The sequence below is a fragment of the Demequina lignilytica genome (genome assembly GCF_030418375.1).
Classification (GTDB): domain Bacteria; phylum Actinomycetota; class Actinomycetes; order Actinomycetales; family Demequinaceae; genus Demequina; species Demequina lignilytica.
Map to the genome: position 1 here is coordinate 1 of NZ_JAUHPZ010000009.1, position 14446 is coordinate 14446.

Below are 14446 nucleotides of genomic sequence, written 5' to 3' on the forward strand. Positions count from 1 at the left end.
CGCCTCGCGGCCCCGCCCCCCCGAGGGGCCGGGAGGATGCGCACCGCCCCGGCCCCTCCGTCGCGTCAGCGGGTCAGATCTCGCCGGTGGTCAGCACCTTCTTGACCTCGGAGATCGCCTTGGTCACCTCGATGCCGCGCGGGCAGGCCTCGGTGCAGTTGAAGGCGGTGCGGCACTTCCACACGCCCGCCTTGTCGTTGAGCACCTCGAGGCGGTCCCACTGGCCCTCGTCGCGCGAGTCGAAGATGAACCGGTGGGCGCCCACGATCGCCTGGGGGCCGAAGTACTGGCCGTCGGTCCAGAACACGGGGCAGCTGGTGGTGCAGGCGGCGCACAGGATGCACTTGGTCGTGTCGTCGAAGCGCGCGCGGTCCTCGGGGGACTGCAGGCGCTCGCGCGCGGGTGCGCTGCCCGTGGTCATGAGGAACGGCATGATCTCGCGGTAGGAGGCGAAGAACGGCTCCATGTCGACGATCAGGTCCTTCTCGACCGGCAGGCCCTTGATCGGCTCGACGATGATCGGCTTGGCGGGGTTGAGGTCCTTGAGCAGCGTCTTGCAGGCGAGGCGGTTGCGCGCGTTGATGCGCATCGCGTCCGAGCCGCAGACGCCGTGCGCGCAGGACCGTCGGAACGCCAGCGAGCCGTCCTGCTCCCACTTGATCTTGTGCAGCGCGTCCAGCACGCGGTCGGTGGCGTGCGCCTCGACCTGGAACTCCTCCCAGTAGGACTCGCCGGGGCCGTGCTCGGCGGTGCCCTCGGGCTTGGTGCGGAGGATGCGCAGCGTGACGGTGAGGGTCGGGACCTCGGCCACGGCGGGGGACTCGGCGGTGGCCGTCATGTCAGTACTTCCTCTCCATGGGCTGGTACTTGGTGATGACCACGGGCTTGGTGTCGAGCCGGACCCCCTCGCCGGTGGCGTACGCCATCGTGTGGTGCAGGAACCTCTCGTCGTCGCGCGTGGGGAAGTCCTCGCGGTAGTGCCCGCCGCGGGACTCCTCGCGGGCCAGCGCCCCCGCCACGACCACCTCGGCGATCTCGAGCAGGAAGCCCAGCTCGATCGCCTCGAGCAGGTCCGTGTTGAAGCGCTTGCCGCGGTCGTGGATCGCGACGTCCGTGAAACGCTCCTTCAGCTCCGCGACCACCCGCGTGGCCTCGGCGAGGGAGTCCGCGTCGCGGAACACCTGGACGTTGCGGTCCATGGTCTCCTGCAGCGCCTTCCGGATCTCGGACACGCGCTCGGTGCCGGTGCCGCCCACCGTGGCGAGCAGGCCGTCGACCAGCGCGCGGATGCGGGCGTCGCCGTCCTCGGGGAACGCGGGGGCCGCGTCGACGCCGGAGGCGTACTCGGCGGCCGCGATGCCGGCGCGGCGGCCGAACACGTTGATGTCGAGCAGGGAGTTGGTGCCCAGACGGTTCGCGCCATGCACGGAGACGCACGCGCATTCGCCGGCGGCGTACAGACCCTTCACCACGTCCGTGTTGTTGCGGAGCACCTCGCCCTGCACGGTGGTGGGGATGCCGCCCATCGCGTAGTGCGCGGTCGGGTAGACGGGCACGGGCTCCGTGTAGGGCTCGACGCCCAGGTAGGTGCGCGCGAACTCGGTGATGTCCGGCAGCTTCTCGTCGATGTGCGCCGGCTCGAGGTGGGTGAGGTCCAGCAGCACGTAGTCCTGGTGGGGGCCGGCGCCGCGGCCCTCGCGCACCTCGTTGGCCATCGCGCGCGCGACCATGTCGCGCGGGGCGAGGTCCTTGATGGTCGGGGCGTAGCGCTCCATGAAGCGCTCGCCCTCGGAGTTGCGGAGGATCCCGCCCTCGCCGCGCGCCGCCTCGGACAGCAGGATCCCCAGGCCCGCGAGGCCGGTCGGGTGGAACTGGAAGAACTCCATGTCCTCGAGCGGCAGGCCCGCGTTCAGCGCGATGCCCATGCCGTCGCCCGTCAGCGTGTGGGCGTTCGACGTGGTCTTGAAGACCTTGCCCGCGCCGCCGGTGGCGAAGATCACCGCCTTGGCGTTGAACGTGTGGATCTCGCCGGTCGAGAGCTCGAGGGCGACCACACCGGCCACGGCGACCTCCTCGCCCGGCGCCGCCGCCTGCGGGTCGCCGTCGAGGATGAGGTCCAGCACGTAGTACTCGTTGAAGAACTCGACCTCCTGCTTGATGCACTGCTGGTAGAGCGTCTGCAGGATCATGTGGCCGGTGCGGTCGGCGGAGTAGCAGGCGCGGCGCACGGCCGCCTCGCCGTGGTTGCGGGTGTGGCCGCCGAAGCGGCGCTGGTCGACCTTGCCCTCGGGCGTGCGGTTGAACGGCAGGCCCATCTTCTCGAGGTCGAGCACCGCGTCGATCGCCTCGTTGCAGAGGATCTCCGCCGCGTCCTGATCGACCAGGTAGTCGCCGCCCTTGATGGTGTCGAACACGTGCCACTCGGCGCTGTCGTCCTCCACGTTCGCCAGCGCGGCGGCCATGCCTCCCTGCGCGGCGCCCGTGTGCGAGCGGGTGGGGTAGAGCTTGGTCAGCACCGCGGTGCGCGCGCGCTGCGAGCTCTCGAGGGCTGCGCGCATGCCGGCGCCGCCGGCGCCGACGATGACGACGTCGTACTCGTGATGGGTCATGCGAGGTCCTTGCAGAAGTCGGGGACGAGGCTGGGGTCGGTGCCGAGGCACGGGTCGAAGGTCCAGATCACCAGCGAGCCGAGCACGATGATGACGACGGTCGCGATGCCGAGCAGCGCGTGGAGGACCTTCCGCAGCCCCGCCCGGTGGGCGTAGTCGTTGATCAGGAGGCGCATGCCGTTGAAGCCGTGGAGCATCGCCAGGACGAGCATGACGAAGTCCCAGATCTTCCACAGCGGCGACGCCCACTTGCCCGCGACGAAGGCGAAGTCGATCTGGTTGATGCCGTCGCCGGTCATCAGGTTGACGAACAGGTGGGTGACGATCAGCACGAGCAGCAGCGGGCCCGAGATGCGCATGAACACCCACGACCACTTCTCGGCGTTGTGGCGCGTGCGGCCGGAGGGGATCTGGGGCTCCTTCAGGCGGGGGGCGGTCATCAGGCACCTCCGAAGACGTGGCCGAGGTGGCGCCACAGGAACGGCGCCATGAGCACGGCGAACAGGATCCAGACGGCCCACACCAGCTGCTTCTGGTGGCGCAGCGCCCACGTCGAGCGGTCCACCGCGATGATGCGCAGCCCGTTGAACGCGTGCAGCAGGATCGCCGCGACCAGGCCGGACTCGATGAGCCCGTAGATCGGCGTCTTGTAGCTTCCGATCACGTCGTTGTAGGCCTCGGGCGACACGCGCACCAGCGCGGTGTCGAGGACGTGGATCAGCAGGAAGAAGAAGATGGCGACACCGGTCACCCGGTGCACCACCCACATCCACATGCCTTCATGGCCTCTGTACAACGTCGTCGTAGGGGACACGGCTCTCCTTCGAACTGACCACCCGATTCGGATTTCATCCTAGTCTGGTCGCCCAGGCGTACGGGAACACCGAGGGGGGATCGTGTCAGATTTTGTACAGGACTTCGTCACCGTCATTCCGGCGGGGGGAGTGGGGTCCCGGCTGTGGCCGCTGTCGCAGCCGCACCGGCCCAAGTTCCTCCTCGACCTGCTGGGCACGGGGCGCACGCTGATCCAGGACACGGTGGACCGGGTGCTGCCGCTGTCCGAGCGCGTCGTGATCGTGACGGGCGAGCGCCATGCCGCCGGCGTGGGCGCCCAGGTGCCGGAGGTTCCCGAGGCGAACCTCGTGACCGAGCCCAGCCCGCGTGACTCCATGGCGGCGATCGCGCTCGCCGCCGCCCTCATCGAGGAGCGCTGGGGTCCGCAGATCATGGGCTCGTTCGCCGCCGACCACATCATCCCCGACTCCGCGGCTTTCCGAGAGACCGTCGCGCAGGCCGCGGCCGCGGCGCGCCTCGGCAAGGTGGTGACCATCGGCATCACCCCGACCGAGCCGTCGACGGCGTTCGGGTACATCGAGATGGGCGACGAGCTCGACGGGGCCGCGAGGCACGTCACCGCGTTCACGGAGAAGCCGGACGCGGATACCGCGGCGGGCATGCTCGCTCGGGGCGGCTTCGTGTGGAACGCCGGCATGTTCGTGATGCGCACCGACGTGCTGCTGGGCCACCTCGACCGGCTGCAGCCCGCGCTCGCGGGGGGCGTGCGCGAGATCGCCGCGGCCTGGGACTCGGAGGCCCGCGCGGAGGTCCTCGCGCGCGTCTGGCCCACGCTCACCAAGATCGCGATCGACCACGCGATCGCCGAGCCCGTCGCCGCCGAGGGCGGGGTCGCGGTGGTGCCGGCGAGCTTCGAGTGGCACGACGTGGGTGACTTCGACTCGCTGGGCGAGCTGTCGGGCGCGGGCGGCGAGCCGGTCGCGATCGGCCGCGCCGCGGCCGTCGGCACCGTCGGTGCGCGCGGCGCCATCGTGGTCGGCGGCACGAAGCCCGTCGTGGTCGTCGGGGTGGACGATGCGGTGGTGGTCGAGTCCGACGAGGCCATCCTGGTGACGGTCCGCTCGGCCGCCCAGCGCGTCAAGGATGCTGCGGGATCCCTGCCCTCCACGATGTAAAGGTGACGAACATCGCACATCGTTGCCGTAAGGCAACGCACCCGGTGCCTATTCGTAACAATTCTTGCGTAACATCGTCCCTACCAACCAGCCGGGCCGAGTCTGTCGTCCTGGCTACACGTAGTGAGGAACATCACCCTATGAAGAAGCTTGTCAGCATCGGCGCGCTCGCTGCCGTCTCGGCCCTGACGCTGGCCGCCTGCTCGTCGGCTCCGGAGGAGTCCGGTTCGAGCTCGACCGCCGCCGCGACCGACACCCCGGCCGCCTCGCTCGACTACACCGCCTGCATGGTCTCCGACTCGGGCGGCTTCGACGACAAGTCGTTCAACCAGGCCGGCTTCGAGGGCCTCCAGCAGGCCAAGGCCGACCTCGGCATCGAGGTCTCGACCGCTGAGTCGACCTCGGACGCGGACTTCGCGCCGAACATCGCCGCGATGGTCGACGCGGGCTGCGACCTGACCATCACGGTCGGCTTCCTCCTGGGCGACGCGACCGCTGAGGCCGCGACCTCCAACCCCGACTCGTCGTTCGCGATCATCGACGTGACCTACGAGGACTCGTTCGACAACCTCAAGTCGCTGACCTTCGAGACCGACGAGGCCGCGTTCCTCGCGGGCTACGCCGCGGCCGCCTCCTCGAAGACCGGCGTCGTCGGCACCTTCGGCGGCATCCAGATCCCGTCCGTCACCATCTTCATGGACGGCTTCCTCAGCGGTGTCGAGTACTACAACGAGGCCAAGGGCGCCGACGTCCAGGTCCTCGGCTGGGACGGCGAGAACGGCTCCTTCACCGGTGACTTCTCCGACCAGACCAAGGGTCAGTCGACCGCGCAGGGCTTCATCGACCAGGGTGCGGACATCATCCTCCCGGTCGCGGGCCCCGTGGGTCTCGGCGCCGCCGCCGCCGCTCAGGCCGCCGGCGACGTCTGGATCATCGGCGTGGACTCCGACTGGACGCTGACCACCGAGTACGCGGACATCATCCTGACCTCCATCATGAAGAACATGGGCCCGGCGGTCTACGACGTCGTCAAGACCTCCGCTGAGGACGGCTTCTCGTCCGAGGCCTACGTCGGCACCCTCGAGAACGGTGGCGTGGGCGTGTCCGCCTTCGCCGCGAACACCGTCGACGAGGCCACCGACGCGGAGATCCAGGAGATCTCGGCCGGCATCATCGACGGCTCGATCGAGCCGTAAGCCACAGCCCGGGCCGGACCCGGGACGAGGGGCGCGCTGCGTGGACGCGGCGCGCCCCTCGTGCTTGACTGAAGCGGTACGGACCTGCGCAGATGCCGGTCCACCTGAGACCTGAAAGGCACGCGAGTGAGACTTGAACTGAAGGGCATCACCAAGCGCTTCGGCACCTTCACCGCCAACGACTCCATCGACCTGCTGGTCGAGTCCGGATCCGTGCACGCCCTGCTCGGCGAGAACGGCGCCGGCAAGTCCACGCTGATGAACGTCCTGTTCGGCCTGTACGACGCCGACGAAGGCGAGATCCTGCTCGACGGCGAGCCTGCGAACTTCGTCGGACCCGGAGACGCGATGGCGGCCGGCATCGGCATGGTCCACCAGCACTTCATGCTGGTCCACCCCTTCACGGTCGCGGAGAACGTGATGCTCGGGCACGAGGACGTGCGCGGGCCCGCGAAGCTGCTCGACCTCGAGGCGGCGCGCGCGAAGGTCAAGGAGATCTCCGACCGCTTCAACTTCGATGTCGACCCGGACGCGGTCATCGAGGACCTCCCCGTGGGCGCCCAGCAGCGGGTCGAGATCATCAAGGCGCTCTCCCGCGACGCCCAGGTGCTGATCCTGGACGAGCCCACCGCCGTGCTCACGCCGCAGGAGACGGACGAGCTGCTCGGGATCGTCAAGGACCTCCGCGACGCCGGCACCGCGGTCGTCCTCATCACGCACAAGCTGCGCGAGGTCAAGGCCGTCGCCGACACCATCACCGTCATCCGTCGCGGCAAGGTGGTCGGCACCGCCGAGCCCACCGCCTCCCAGGAGGAGCTCGCCTCCCTCATGGTCGGGCGCGACGTGTCCATGACGGTGGACAAGGAGGACGCGACGCCCGGCGACGTGGTCCTCGAGGTCCGCGACCTGGCCGTGGTCGACGAGGCGGGGATCGCCCGCCTCAACTCGGTGTCCTTCGACGTCCACCGCGGGGAGATCCTCGCGATCGCCGGCGTCCAGGGCAACGGGCAGACCGAGCTGACCGAGGCGCTGCTCGGCCTCGAGAAGGCGACCGCGGGGCGCGCCGTGCTGGACGGCGAGATCATCACCGGCCGCTCGATCAAGGACGTGCTCATGGCGGGGCTGGGCTTCGTGCCCGAGGACCGCACCGAGCACGGGATCGTCGCGGACATGACCATCGCCAACAACCTCATCCTCGACCTGCACGACCAGCCGCCGTACGCCAAGGGCGTGGCGCTGCAGCCGGGCGTGATCGCGGACGAGGCCCGCAAGCACGTCGAGGCCTTCGACGTCCGCACCACCGGCATCGGCCAGACCGCCGGCTCGCTGTCGGGAGGCAACCAGCAGAAGGTCGTGCTCGCGCGCGAGCTGTCCCGCCCGCTCAAGCTGCTGATCGCCTCGAACCCCACCCGCGGCCTCGACGTCGGCTCCATCGAGTTCGTCCACAAGCGGATCATCGCGGAGCGGGACTCGGGCGCCGGCGTCATCATCGTCAGCTCGGAGCTGGACGAGGTGGTGGCGCTCGCCGACCGCATCGCCGTCATGTACCACGGCGACATCGTCGGCATCGTCCCGCCCGACACGGACCGCGACACGCTCGGCCTCATGATGGCCGGAGCCCACGAGGAGGAGGCGGCGTGAGCGCCGAAGTCGACAAGACCGAGACGGCCGAGGCGGGCAAGCCGCCTCGCGACACCCGCGCGCTGCTGCGCGAGATCGCCGAGAGCAACTCGCTCGTGGTGGTCCTCGCGGTGGTCGCGTCCCTCATCATCGGCGGATTCCTGATCGTCCTCGCGTCCCCGGCCGTCGAGGAGGCGCTCGGCTACTTCTTCGCCCGGCCGGCCGACACGTTCAAGGCGGCGTGGGACGCGGTCTCGAGCGCGTACTCCGCGATGTTCCGCGGCGCCGTGTGGAACTACAACGGCGACACGTTCGCCCAGCAGTTCCGGCCGATCACCGAGACGCTGACCATGGCGACGCCCCTGATCTTCGCGGGTCTGGGGCTCGGCATGGGCTTCCGCGCCGGACTGTTCAACATCGGTGCTCAGGGCCAGATGATGATCGGCGCGATGCTCGGCGCGTACGTCGGCTTCGCGTGGAACCTCCCGCCGGTCCTGCACCTGATCGTGGCCGTCACGGCGTGCGCGCTCGGCGGCGCGCTCTGGGGGTTCATCCCCGGCATCCTCAAGGCGCGCACGGGCGCGCACGAGGTGATCGTGACGATCATGCTGAACTACGTGGCGGCGAACCTGCTGGGCTTCGCGCTGAGCAAGGACGCCTTCCAGCGCCCCGGCTCGGACAACCCGCAGTCGCCCGCGGTGGCGGACTCCGCGGCGTACCCGCTGATCCTCGGCGACAACTACCGGCTGCACCTCGGGTTCATCGTCGCGCTGCTCGCCGCCGTCGGCGTGTGGTGGCTCATGGAGCGCTCGACCTGGGGCTTCCGTTTCCGCGCGGTGGGCGCCAACCCCAACGCGGCGAGGACGGCGGGCATGAACGTCTCGATCGCGATCGTGGGCGTCATGACCATCGCGGGTGCGCTCGCCGGCCTCGCGGGCTCCGCGCAGATCCTGGGCACCGAGAGGTCGCTCACCGCCGGCATCGCCGGCTCCTTCGGCTTCGACGCGATCACCGTGGCGCTGCTCGGACGGTCGCGGCCGCTCGGCACCGTGATGGCGGCGATCCTCTTCGGCGGGCTCCGCGCCGCGGGACCCGCGCTGCAGGTCCAGGCGCAGCTGCCGATCGACATCGTGCTGATCATCCAGTCGCTGATCGTCCTGTTCATCGCCGCACCACCGTTGGTGCGCTTCCTGTTCCGACTGCCCGCGCCCTCGCGCGAGAAGGTGGTGACGGCATGACCGCGACCGCTGTCGAGGCGCCCGAGGCGCAGCCCGCCGCTGCGGTGGAGAAGCCGCTGAGCTGGAAGATGCCCCTGCTGCTGGGCTCCGTGGGCATCCTGTCCTTCATCTTCTTCGGTCTGATGACCCCCGGGGGCGGCGCGACCACGACGTTCGTGCTCTCGCGGTCGGGTGACCTGTTCACCATCCCCGCGTTCGACGTCCCGTCCCAGCCGGTCGCGATCGCGCTGACGCTCGCCGCCACCGCGCTCGCCGCGCTCTCGGCCTGGGGCGTGAGGAACCGTCGGCAGTTCGGCGTCTGGCTGCCCAGCACGGTCGGGCTGCTGGTGGTCCTCGCCGTGCTGGTGTGGGCGGGCGCGGGCAAGACCGCGACGTCCATCCAGATCACGGGCCTGCTGATCGGCACCGTGGTGCTCGCGGTCCCGCTCGTGTTCGGCTCGCTCGCCGGCATGCTGTGCGAGCGCTCCGGCATCATCAACATCGCGATCGAGGGCCAGCTGCTCGCCGGTGCCTTCCTCGCCGCGCTCGTCGGCGGCGCGGTGGCGTCTGCCACGGGCTCGGACGCGGTCGGCGCGTACGCGGGCCTGATCGCCGCGCCGCTCGCGGGCGCGCTGGTCGGTGCCGCGCTGACGCTGTTCGCCGTGAAGTACTGGGTCAACCAGATCGTCGTCGGTGTGGTGCTCAACGTGCTCGTGGTGGGCCTCACCAACTTCTTCTTCGGCACGCTGATGAAGAACAACCCGGAGCTCAACCGCGCCATCGGGCTGCCCGACCTGCCGATCCCGCTGCTGTCGAAGATCCCCGTGCTCGGCCCGGTGCTGTTCGACCAGAACATCCTGGTCTACTCGATGTACGTGATCGTCGCCGTGCTCAACGTGATGCTGTTCCGCTCGCGGTGGGGCCTGCGCATGCGCGCCGTCGGCGAGCACCCGAAGGCCGCGGACACGGTCGGCATCAAGGTCAACCGCACCCGCGTCCGCAACACCATCCTCGGTGGCGCGGTCGCCGGCTTCGGAGGCGCGTTCTTCACGGTGGCCTCCGGGCTCGCGTTCAACAAGGAGATGACCGGCGGCAAGGGGTACATCGCCCTCGCGGCGATGATCCTCGGTCGGTGGAGCCCGAAGGGCGCGCTGGCCGCGGCCCTGCTGTTCGGCTTCGCGGACTCGTTGCGCGAGCAGTTCGGCATCATCGGGACGGCGATCCCGTCGCAGTTCCTCGCGATGCTGCCGTACCTCGCCACCATCTTCGCCGTCGCCGGCCTCGTGGGACACGTGCGTCCCCCGGCCGCCGAGGGCATCCCGTACAAGAAGTAGCGGCATGGACGTCGACTGGGAGCTGCTCCGCGCCAAGGCGCGGGAGGCGAGCGAGCGCGCGTACGTGCCGTACTCGAAGTACAAGGTGGGCGCCGCGGCGCTCACCGACACCGGTGAGGTGGTCACCGGGGCCAACGTCGAGAACGCCAGCTACGGGCTCACGCTCTGCGCCGAGTGCGCGCTCGTGTCGAAGCTGCACACCGACGCCCTCGGCTCGCGCCTGCTCGCCTTCGCGTGCGTGGATGCGGTCGGGGCGCCGTTGCAGCCGTGCGGCCGATGCCGCCAGCTCCTCTACGAGTTCGGCGGTCCGACCCTGCTGATCGACGGACCCGACGGCACCCTCACCCTGGACGACATCCTTCCGTGGGCCTTCGGGCCCCAGCACCTCGAGGAGAGCTGACATGGCCGAGCGCCACGACGTCGTCGACGTCATCAAGACCAAGCGCGACGGGGGCACCCTGAGCGAGGACCAGATCGACTGGGTGGTCGACGCCTACACGCGCGGCGTGGTGGCGGACGAGCAGATGAGCGCGCTCGCGATGGCCATCCTTCTGCGCGGGATGAACCGCGCCGAGATCGCCCGCTGGACCCAGGCCATGATCGACACCGGTGCGCGTCTCGACTACAGCGGGCTGTCGCGGCCGACCGCGGACAAGCACTCGACCGGTGGCGTCGGCGACAAGATCACGCTGCCGCTCGCGCCCCTGGTCGCCTCCTGCGGCGTCGCGGTCCCGCAGCTGTCCGGTCGCGGGCTCGGGCACACGGGAGGCACCCTCGACAAGCTCGAGTCGATCCCGGGCTGGCGCGCCGCCCTCAGCAACGCCGAGATGGCGCGGCAGCTGGAGGAGGTGGGCGCGGTCATCTGCTCCACCGGCACCGGCCTGGCGCCGGCGGACAAGAAGCTGTACGCGCTGCGCGACGTCACCGGCACCGTCGAGGCCATCCCGCTGATCGCCTCCTCCATCATGTCCAAGAAGATCGCGTCCGGCACCGGCTCGCTGGTGCTCGACGTCAAGGTCGGATCGGGCGCGTTCATGAAGAATCTGGACGACGCACGCGAGCTCGCGCGCACCATGGTCGACCTGGGCAACGACGCGGGCGTCAAGACCTCCGCCCTGCTGACCGACATGTCGACGCCCCTCGGTCGCACCATCGGCAACGGCCTCGAGGTCGCCGAGTCCCTCGAGGTGCTCGCCGGCGGCGGTCCCGCCGACGTGGTCGATCTCACCCTGGCGCTCGCGCGGGAGATGCTCGCCGCGGCGGGCCGCCCCGACGCCGACCCCGAAGCGGCGCTCACGGACGGCCGCGCCATGGATGCGTGGCGTCGCATGATCGAGGCGCAGGGCGGCGACCCCGATGCACCGATGCCCGACGCTCCTCATGTCGAGGAGGTCCGCGCGGACTCCGACGGCGTCATCACCCGGATGGACGCGCTCGGCGTGGGCGTCGCGGCCTGGCGCCTGGGGGCCGGGCGCGCGCGCAAGGAGGACCCGGTCCAGGTGTCCGCGGGAGTGCGCCTGCACAAGGTGGTCGGCGACGAGGTCAAGCGCGGCGACGTCATCATGACGCTGCACACCGAGACCGAGGACCGCATGCCCCGCGGGGTGGCGGCGCTGGCCGAGGCCTGCGACGGCGCCGGCACCCTCGACATCACCCCGGGCGGCTCGTTCTCGCGCGACATCATCCTCGACTCCGTCGGCGCCCTCACCCGCTAGATGAGCTGGACGCTGACGGCGACCGCGGCGCGGCTGGGCGGCCTGCTGCGTCGGGACGATGCGGGGGAGGAGCCGGCTCCCGCCGACGGCACGCTCTTCTCCCGCGCCTTCGCGCGCGCGGTCGAGCGCGCGACGCCGGCGGACGCGAAGGCCCTCGAGGTCGCGCGCGGCCAGCTCGGGGACCGGCCCGAGGTGATCGAGCGCGCCGTGGCGTCGGGCGCACCCATCTCGGCCGTCGCGGCGCTGGCCGCCGCCTGGGAGGGCATGGGGCGCGAGGCGCGCGGCATCGTCGCCCATCCCGCCGGGACCGGGACCGGTCCCGTGCGGTGGGGCAGCGTCCTCGCCGCGCAGGTGGACCAGACCACCTGCGGCGCCGCGACCATGGGGATGATGCGGATGATCGGCGACCCGTTCGTCGCGCTGTGGGTCGGGACCGGCCGGTCGCTCGGCGACCACACGCCGCCCGAGGCGATCCACGCGGAGGCCGAGGGCTTCGCGACCCTCACCGTCGAGGAGCGCTGGCAGGCGTTGCAGCGTGTGATCCACGCGCAGACCACCACGAGCGCCCTGGGCCCGGTCGCCTGGCCGCGCTCGCTCGGGACCCCGCCGTGGAAGGTCGACGACCGCACGCGCTTCGCGGGACTGCGCTTCGCGGGACGCCTCGTCGACGACTCGACCTCGGAGGCGCTCGCCCCGCTGCTCGCCCACGCGCGGCGAGCGCTCGCGGACGGCATCCCGGTGCCCCTGTTCTCCGCGGGCGACTCGAGCCTCGGGCTCGACACCGTGATCCCGCGCCACGTGGTGCTCCTGGTCCGCGACGCCGGTAACGGCTTCGACGTGTACGAGCCGGGCGCGGGCGCGGTGCTGCCGCTCGCCGACGCCGACCTGCACCCGGGAGCCGGCCGCCTGCCCGCGCTCGGGCACTGGTCCCGGGCGGCCTGGCTGATCATGCCGGTGAGGGCCCGCCGCGGCTAGCCTGGGGCCATGACGCTCACCCCCGACGAGATCCTCGCGCTGCCCAAGGTCCTGCTCCACGACCACCTCGACGGGGGCCTCCGAGCCTCGACGCTCATCGAGCTCGCGGCGGAGATCGGGCATGAGCTCCCCTCGACCGACCCGCACGAGCTCGCGGCGATGTTCCGCGCGCAGGCAGAGTCGGGGGACCTGGTCAGGTACCTGGAGGTCTTCGCGCACACCACCGCGGTGATGCAGACGGCGCCGAACCTGAGTCGGATCGCGCGCGAGGCCGTGCTCGACCTCGCCGCGGACGGCGTCATCTACGCCGAGCTGCGCTACGCGCCCGAGCTGCACGTCGCCGGCGGCCTGGGGCTGCAGGAGGTGGTCGAGGCGGTGCAGGCGGGTGTCGAGGAGGGCGTCGCCGCGGCGCTCGAGGCCGGGTACGCGATCCGCGCCGGCGCGCTGCTGTGCGCCATGCGCCACCTCGACCGGTCGGAGGAGATCGCGGCGCTCGCGATCGTCAACCGCGACCGGTGCTGCGTCGGCTTCGACATCGCGGGTCCAGAGGACGGCTTCCCTCCCACGCGGTTCGGCCCGGCGTTCGTCGCCCTGCGCGCCGCGCACTTCCCCGTCACGGTGCACGCCGGCGAGGCGGCCGGTGCCGAGTCGGTCGGGGACGCGCTGTTCGTCGGTGCCCGGCGCATCGGCCACGGCGTGCGGATCCACGAGGACATCGAGGGCTTCGGCACGGAGGAGCCGGTGCTCGGGCTCATCGCGCGCCACGCCCTCGACCAGCAGATCCCCCTGGAGTGCAGCCCCACGTCCAACGTCCACACCGCGGCTGCGCCGTCGATCGCCGAGCACCCGATGCACGAGCTGCGCAACCTCGGGTTCGCCGTCACCGTCAACACCGACAACAGGCTGGTGTCGGGGGTGTCGATGTCGAGCGAGTTCGCGGCGCTGGTCGACGCCGGCTGGACCGTGGAGGACCTGTTCGAGGCGACGCTCACCGCGGCGTGGGGAAGCTTCCTGCCCTACGACGAGCGCGCGGACCTCGCCGAGCTGGTCATCGAGGGGTACGGCATCGACCTCTGAGCGTCGCGGCGAACCCCGGCGACGTAGGCTGGTCCCATGACTCTCACCCGTGCTGAACTGGCCCGTTACGTCGACCACACGCTCCTCAAGCCGGAGTCCACGCCCGCCGACGTCGAGGCCCTGATCGCGGAGGGCGCCGAGCTCGGCGTCTTCTCCGTCTGCGTCTCCCCGTCCATGCTGCCGGTCTCCGTCCCCGAGGGACTCGCCGTCGCGACCGTCTGCGGCTTCCCCTCGGGCAAGCACCACTCGTCGGTCAAGGCCGCCGAGGCCGCGCTCAGCTGCGAGCAGGGTGCGGACGAGGTCGACATGGTCATCGACATCGCCGCCGCGAACTCCGGCGACTACGCCGCTGTCCAGGCGGACATCGCCGCCGTGCGTGCCGCCGTGCCGGCCCCCAAGATCCTCAAGGTGATCATCGAGTCCGCCGCGCTGAGCGACGAGGCGATCGTGGGTGCCTGCGAGGCCGCGGAGGCCGCGGGCGCGGACTTCGTCAAGACGTCCACCGGATTCCACCCGGCGGGCGGCGCCTCCGTGCACGCGATCGAGCTGATGGCCGCGACCGTGGGCGGCCGGTTGGGCATCAAGGCCTCCGGCGGCGTCCGCACCTGGGACGACGCGGTCGCGATGATCGAGGCCGGCGCCACGCGCCTGGGGCTGTCCGGCAGCCGTGCGGTGCTCGACGGCGGCGAGGCGGCCGGCGGCTACTGAGCCCGCCGCGCGCCTCCCTCCGAAG

The 14446-nt window shown here is 71.0% G+C and carries 14 protein-coding genes; 10 read left to right on the forward strand and 4 right to left on the reverse strand.

Annotation, left to right across the window (positions count from 1 at the left end):
• Positions 1 to 73: 73 nt before the first annotated feature.
• Genes QQX13_RS11295 through sdhC form a run of 4 tightly spaced genes read right to left on the reverse strand, consistent with a single transcriptional unit; the run spans position 74 to position 3384 of the window.
• Positions 74 to 838 carry a succinate dehydrogenase iron-sulfur subunit gene (locus QQX13_RS11295; RefSeq protein ID WP_301121451.1) on the reverse strand — a complete coding sequence of 255 codons (765 nt, stop codon included), beginning with the start codon at positions 836 to 838 and terminating at the stop codon, positions 74 to 76.
• A 1-nt stretch (position 839) separates the two neighbouring features.
• The gene (gene sdhA / locus QQX13_RS11300) at positions 840 to 2609 is read right to left on the reverse strand and encodes a succinate dehydrogenase flavoprotein subunit (protein ID WP_301121449.1); all 1770 of its coding nucleotides are present in this window, start codon (positions 2607 to 2609) and stop codon (positions 840 to 842) included.
• Positions 2606 to 3049, reverse strand: coding sequence for a succinate dehydrogenase, hydrophobic membrane anchor protein (gene sdhD / locus QQX13_RS11305; protein ID WP_301121448.1), 444 nt, complete (start codon positions 3047 to 3049; stop codon positions 2606 to 2608). The genes sdhA and sdhD overlap by 4 nt, the downstream gene beginning before the upstream one ends.
• The gene (sdhC, locus tag QQX13_RS11310; RefSeq protein WP_436968579.1) at positions 3049 to 3384 is read right to left on the reverse strand and encodes a succinate dehydrogenase, cytochrome b556 subunit; all 336 of its coding nucleotides are present in this window, start codon (positions 3382 to 3384) and stop codon (positions 3049 to 3051) included. The genes sdhD and sdhC overlap by 1 nt, the downstream gene beginning before the upstream one ends.
• Before the next feature lie 121 nt (positions 3385 to 3505).
• Here sdhC and QQX13_RS11315 point away from each other — a divergent pair, with 121 nt between their 5' ends.
• The 10 genes from QQX13_RS11315 to deoC all read left to right on the forward strand — a co-directional run bounded on the left by QQX13_RS11315 (position 3506) and on the right by deoC (position 14421).
• Positions 3506 to 4579 carry a mannose-1-phosphate guanylyltransferase gene (locus QQX13_RS11315; protein WP_301121446.1) on the forward strand — a complete coding sequence of 358 codons (1074 nt, stop codon included), beginning with the start codon at positions 3506 to 3508 and terminating at the stop codon, positions 4577 to 4579.
• A 140-nt stretch (positions 4580 to 4719) separates the two neighbouring features.
• Complete coding sequence (locus QQX13_RS11320; protein WP_301121445.1) at positions 4720 to 5775, forward strand: BMP family lipoprotein; 1056 nt, start codon at positions 4720 to 4722, stop codon at positions 5773 to 5775.
• Positions 5776 to 5901: 126 nt separating this feature from the next.
• The gene (locus tag QQX13_RS11325) at positions 5902 to 7416 is read left to right on the forward strand and encodes an ABC transporter ATP-binding protein (RefSeq protein WP_301121444.1); all 1515 of its coding nucleotides are present in this window, start codon (positions 5902 to 5904) and stop codon (positions 7414 to 7416) included.
• Positions 7413 to 8633 (forward strand): ABC transporter permease, encoded by a 1221-nt coding sequence (locus tag QQX13_RS11330; RefSeq protein WP_301121443.1) that lies wholly within the window; start codon positions 7413 to 7415, stop codon positions 8631 to 8633. The genes QQX13_RS11325 and QQX13_RS11330 overlap by 4 nt, the downstream gene beginning before the upstream one ends.
• Positions 8630 to 9946: an ABC transporter permease gene (locus QQX13_RS11335; protein ID WP_301121442.1), complete on the forward strand. Its 1317-nt coding sequence runs from the start codon at positions 8630 to 8632 to the stop codon at positions 9944 to 9946. Before QQX13_RS11330 ends, QQX13_RS11335 begins: the two co-directional genes overlap by 4 nt.
• Positions 9947 to 9950: 4 nt before the next feature.
• Positions 9951 to 10346 carry a cytidine deaminase gene (locus QQX13_RS11340; protein ID WP_301121441.1) on the forward strand — a complete coding sequence of 132 codons (396 nt, stop codon included), beginning with the start codon at positions 9951 to 9953 and terminating at the stop codon, positions 10344 to 10346.
• A 1-nt stretch (position 10347) separates the two neighbouring features.
• Positions 10348 to 11661 (forward strand): thymidine phosphorylase, encoded by a 1314-nt coding sequence (locus QQX13_RS11345; protein ID WP_301121440.1) that lies wholly within the window; start codon positions 10348 to 10350, stop codon positions 11659 to 11661.
• Positions 11662 to 12636, forward strand: coding sequence for a hypothetical protein (locus QQX13_RS11350; RefSeq protein WP_301121439.1), 975 nt, complete (start codon positions 11662 to 11664; stop codon positions 12634 to 12636).
• A gap of 9 nt (positions 12637 to 12645) precedes the next feature.
• On the forward strand, positions 12646 to 13713 hold the full coding sequence (locus tag QQX13_RS11355) for an adenosine deaminase (protein WP_301121438.1): 1068 nt from the start codon (positions 12646 to 12648) through the stop codon (positions 13711 to 13713).
• 36 nt (positions 13714 to 13749) lie between these two features.
• Complete coding sequence (gene deoC, locus QQX13_RS11360) at positions 13750 to 14421, forward strand: deoxyribose-phosphate aldolase (protein WP_301121437.1); 672 nt, start codon at positions 13750 to 13752, stop codon at positions 14419 to 14421.
• The last annotated feature ends 25 nt before the right edge of the window (positions 14422 to 14446 follow it).

Excerpts from the sequence above, each read along its gene's own strand:
- sdhC (WP_436968579.1), bottom strand. The coding sequence starts at position 3,384 with ATGTGGATGTGGGTGGTGCACCGGGTGACCGGTGTCGCCATCTTCTTC.
- QQX13_RS11295 (WP_301121451.1), bottom strand. The coding sequence starts at position 838 with ATGACGGCCACCGCCGAGTCCCCCGCCGTGGCCGAGGTCCCGACCCTC.
- deoC (WP_301121437.1), top strand. The coding sequence starts at position 13,750 with ATGACTCTCACCCGTGCTGAACTGGCCCGTTACGTCGACCACACGCTC.
- QQX13_RS11355 (WP_301121438.1), top strand. The coding sequence starts at position 12,646 with ATGACGCTCACCCCCGACGAGATCCTCGCGCTGCCCAAGGTCCTGCTC.
- QQX13_RS11350 (WP_301121439.1), top strand. The coding sequence starts at position 11,662 with ATGAGCTGGACGCTGACGGCGACCGCGGCGCGGCTGGGCGGCCTGCTG.
- QQX13_RS11335 (WP_301121442.1), top strand. The coding sequence starts at position 8,630 with ATGACCGCGACCGCTGTCGAGGCGCCCGAGGCGCAGCCCGCCGCTGCG.
- QQX13_RS11345 (WP_301121440.1), top strand. The coding sequence starts at position 10,348 with ATGGCCGAGCGCCACGACGTCGTCGACGTCATCAAGACCAAGCGCGAC.
- sdhA (WP_301121449.1), bottom strand. The coding sequence starts at position 2,609 with ATGACCCATCACGAGTACGACGTCGTCATCGTCGGCGCCGGCGGCGCC.
- sdhD (WP_301121448.1), bottom strand. The coding sequence starts at position 3,049 with ATGACCGCCCCCCGCCTGAAGGAGCCCCAGATCCCCTCCGGCCGCACG.
- QQX13_RS11340 (WP_301121441.1), top strand. The coding sequence starts at position 9,951 with ATGGACGTCGACTGGGAGCTGCTCCGCGCCAAGGCGCGGGAGGCGAGC.
- QQX13_RS11320 (WP_301121445.1), top strand. The coding sequence starts at position 4,720 with ATGAAGAAGCTTGTCAGCATCGGCGCGCTCGCTGCCGTCTCGGCCCTG.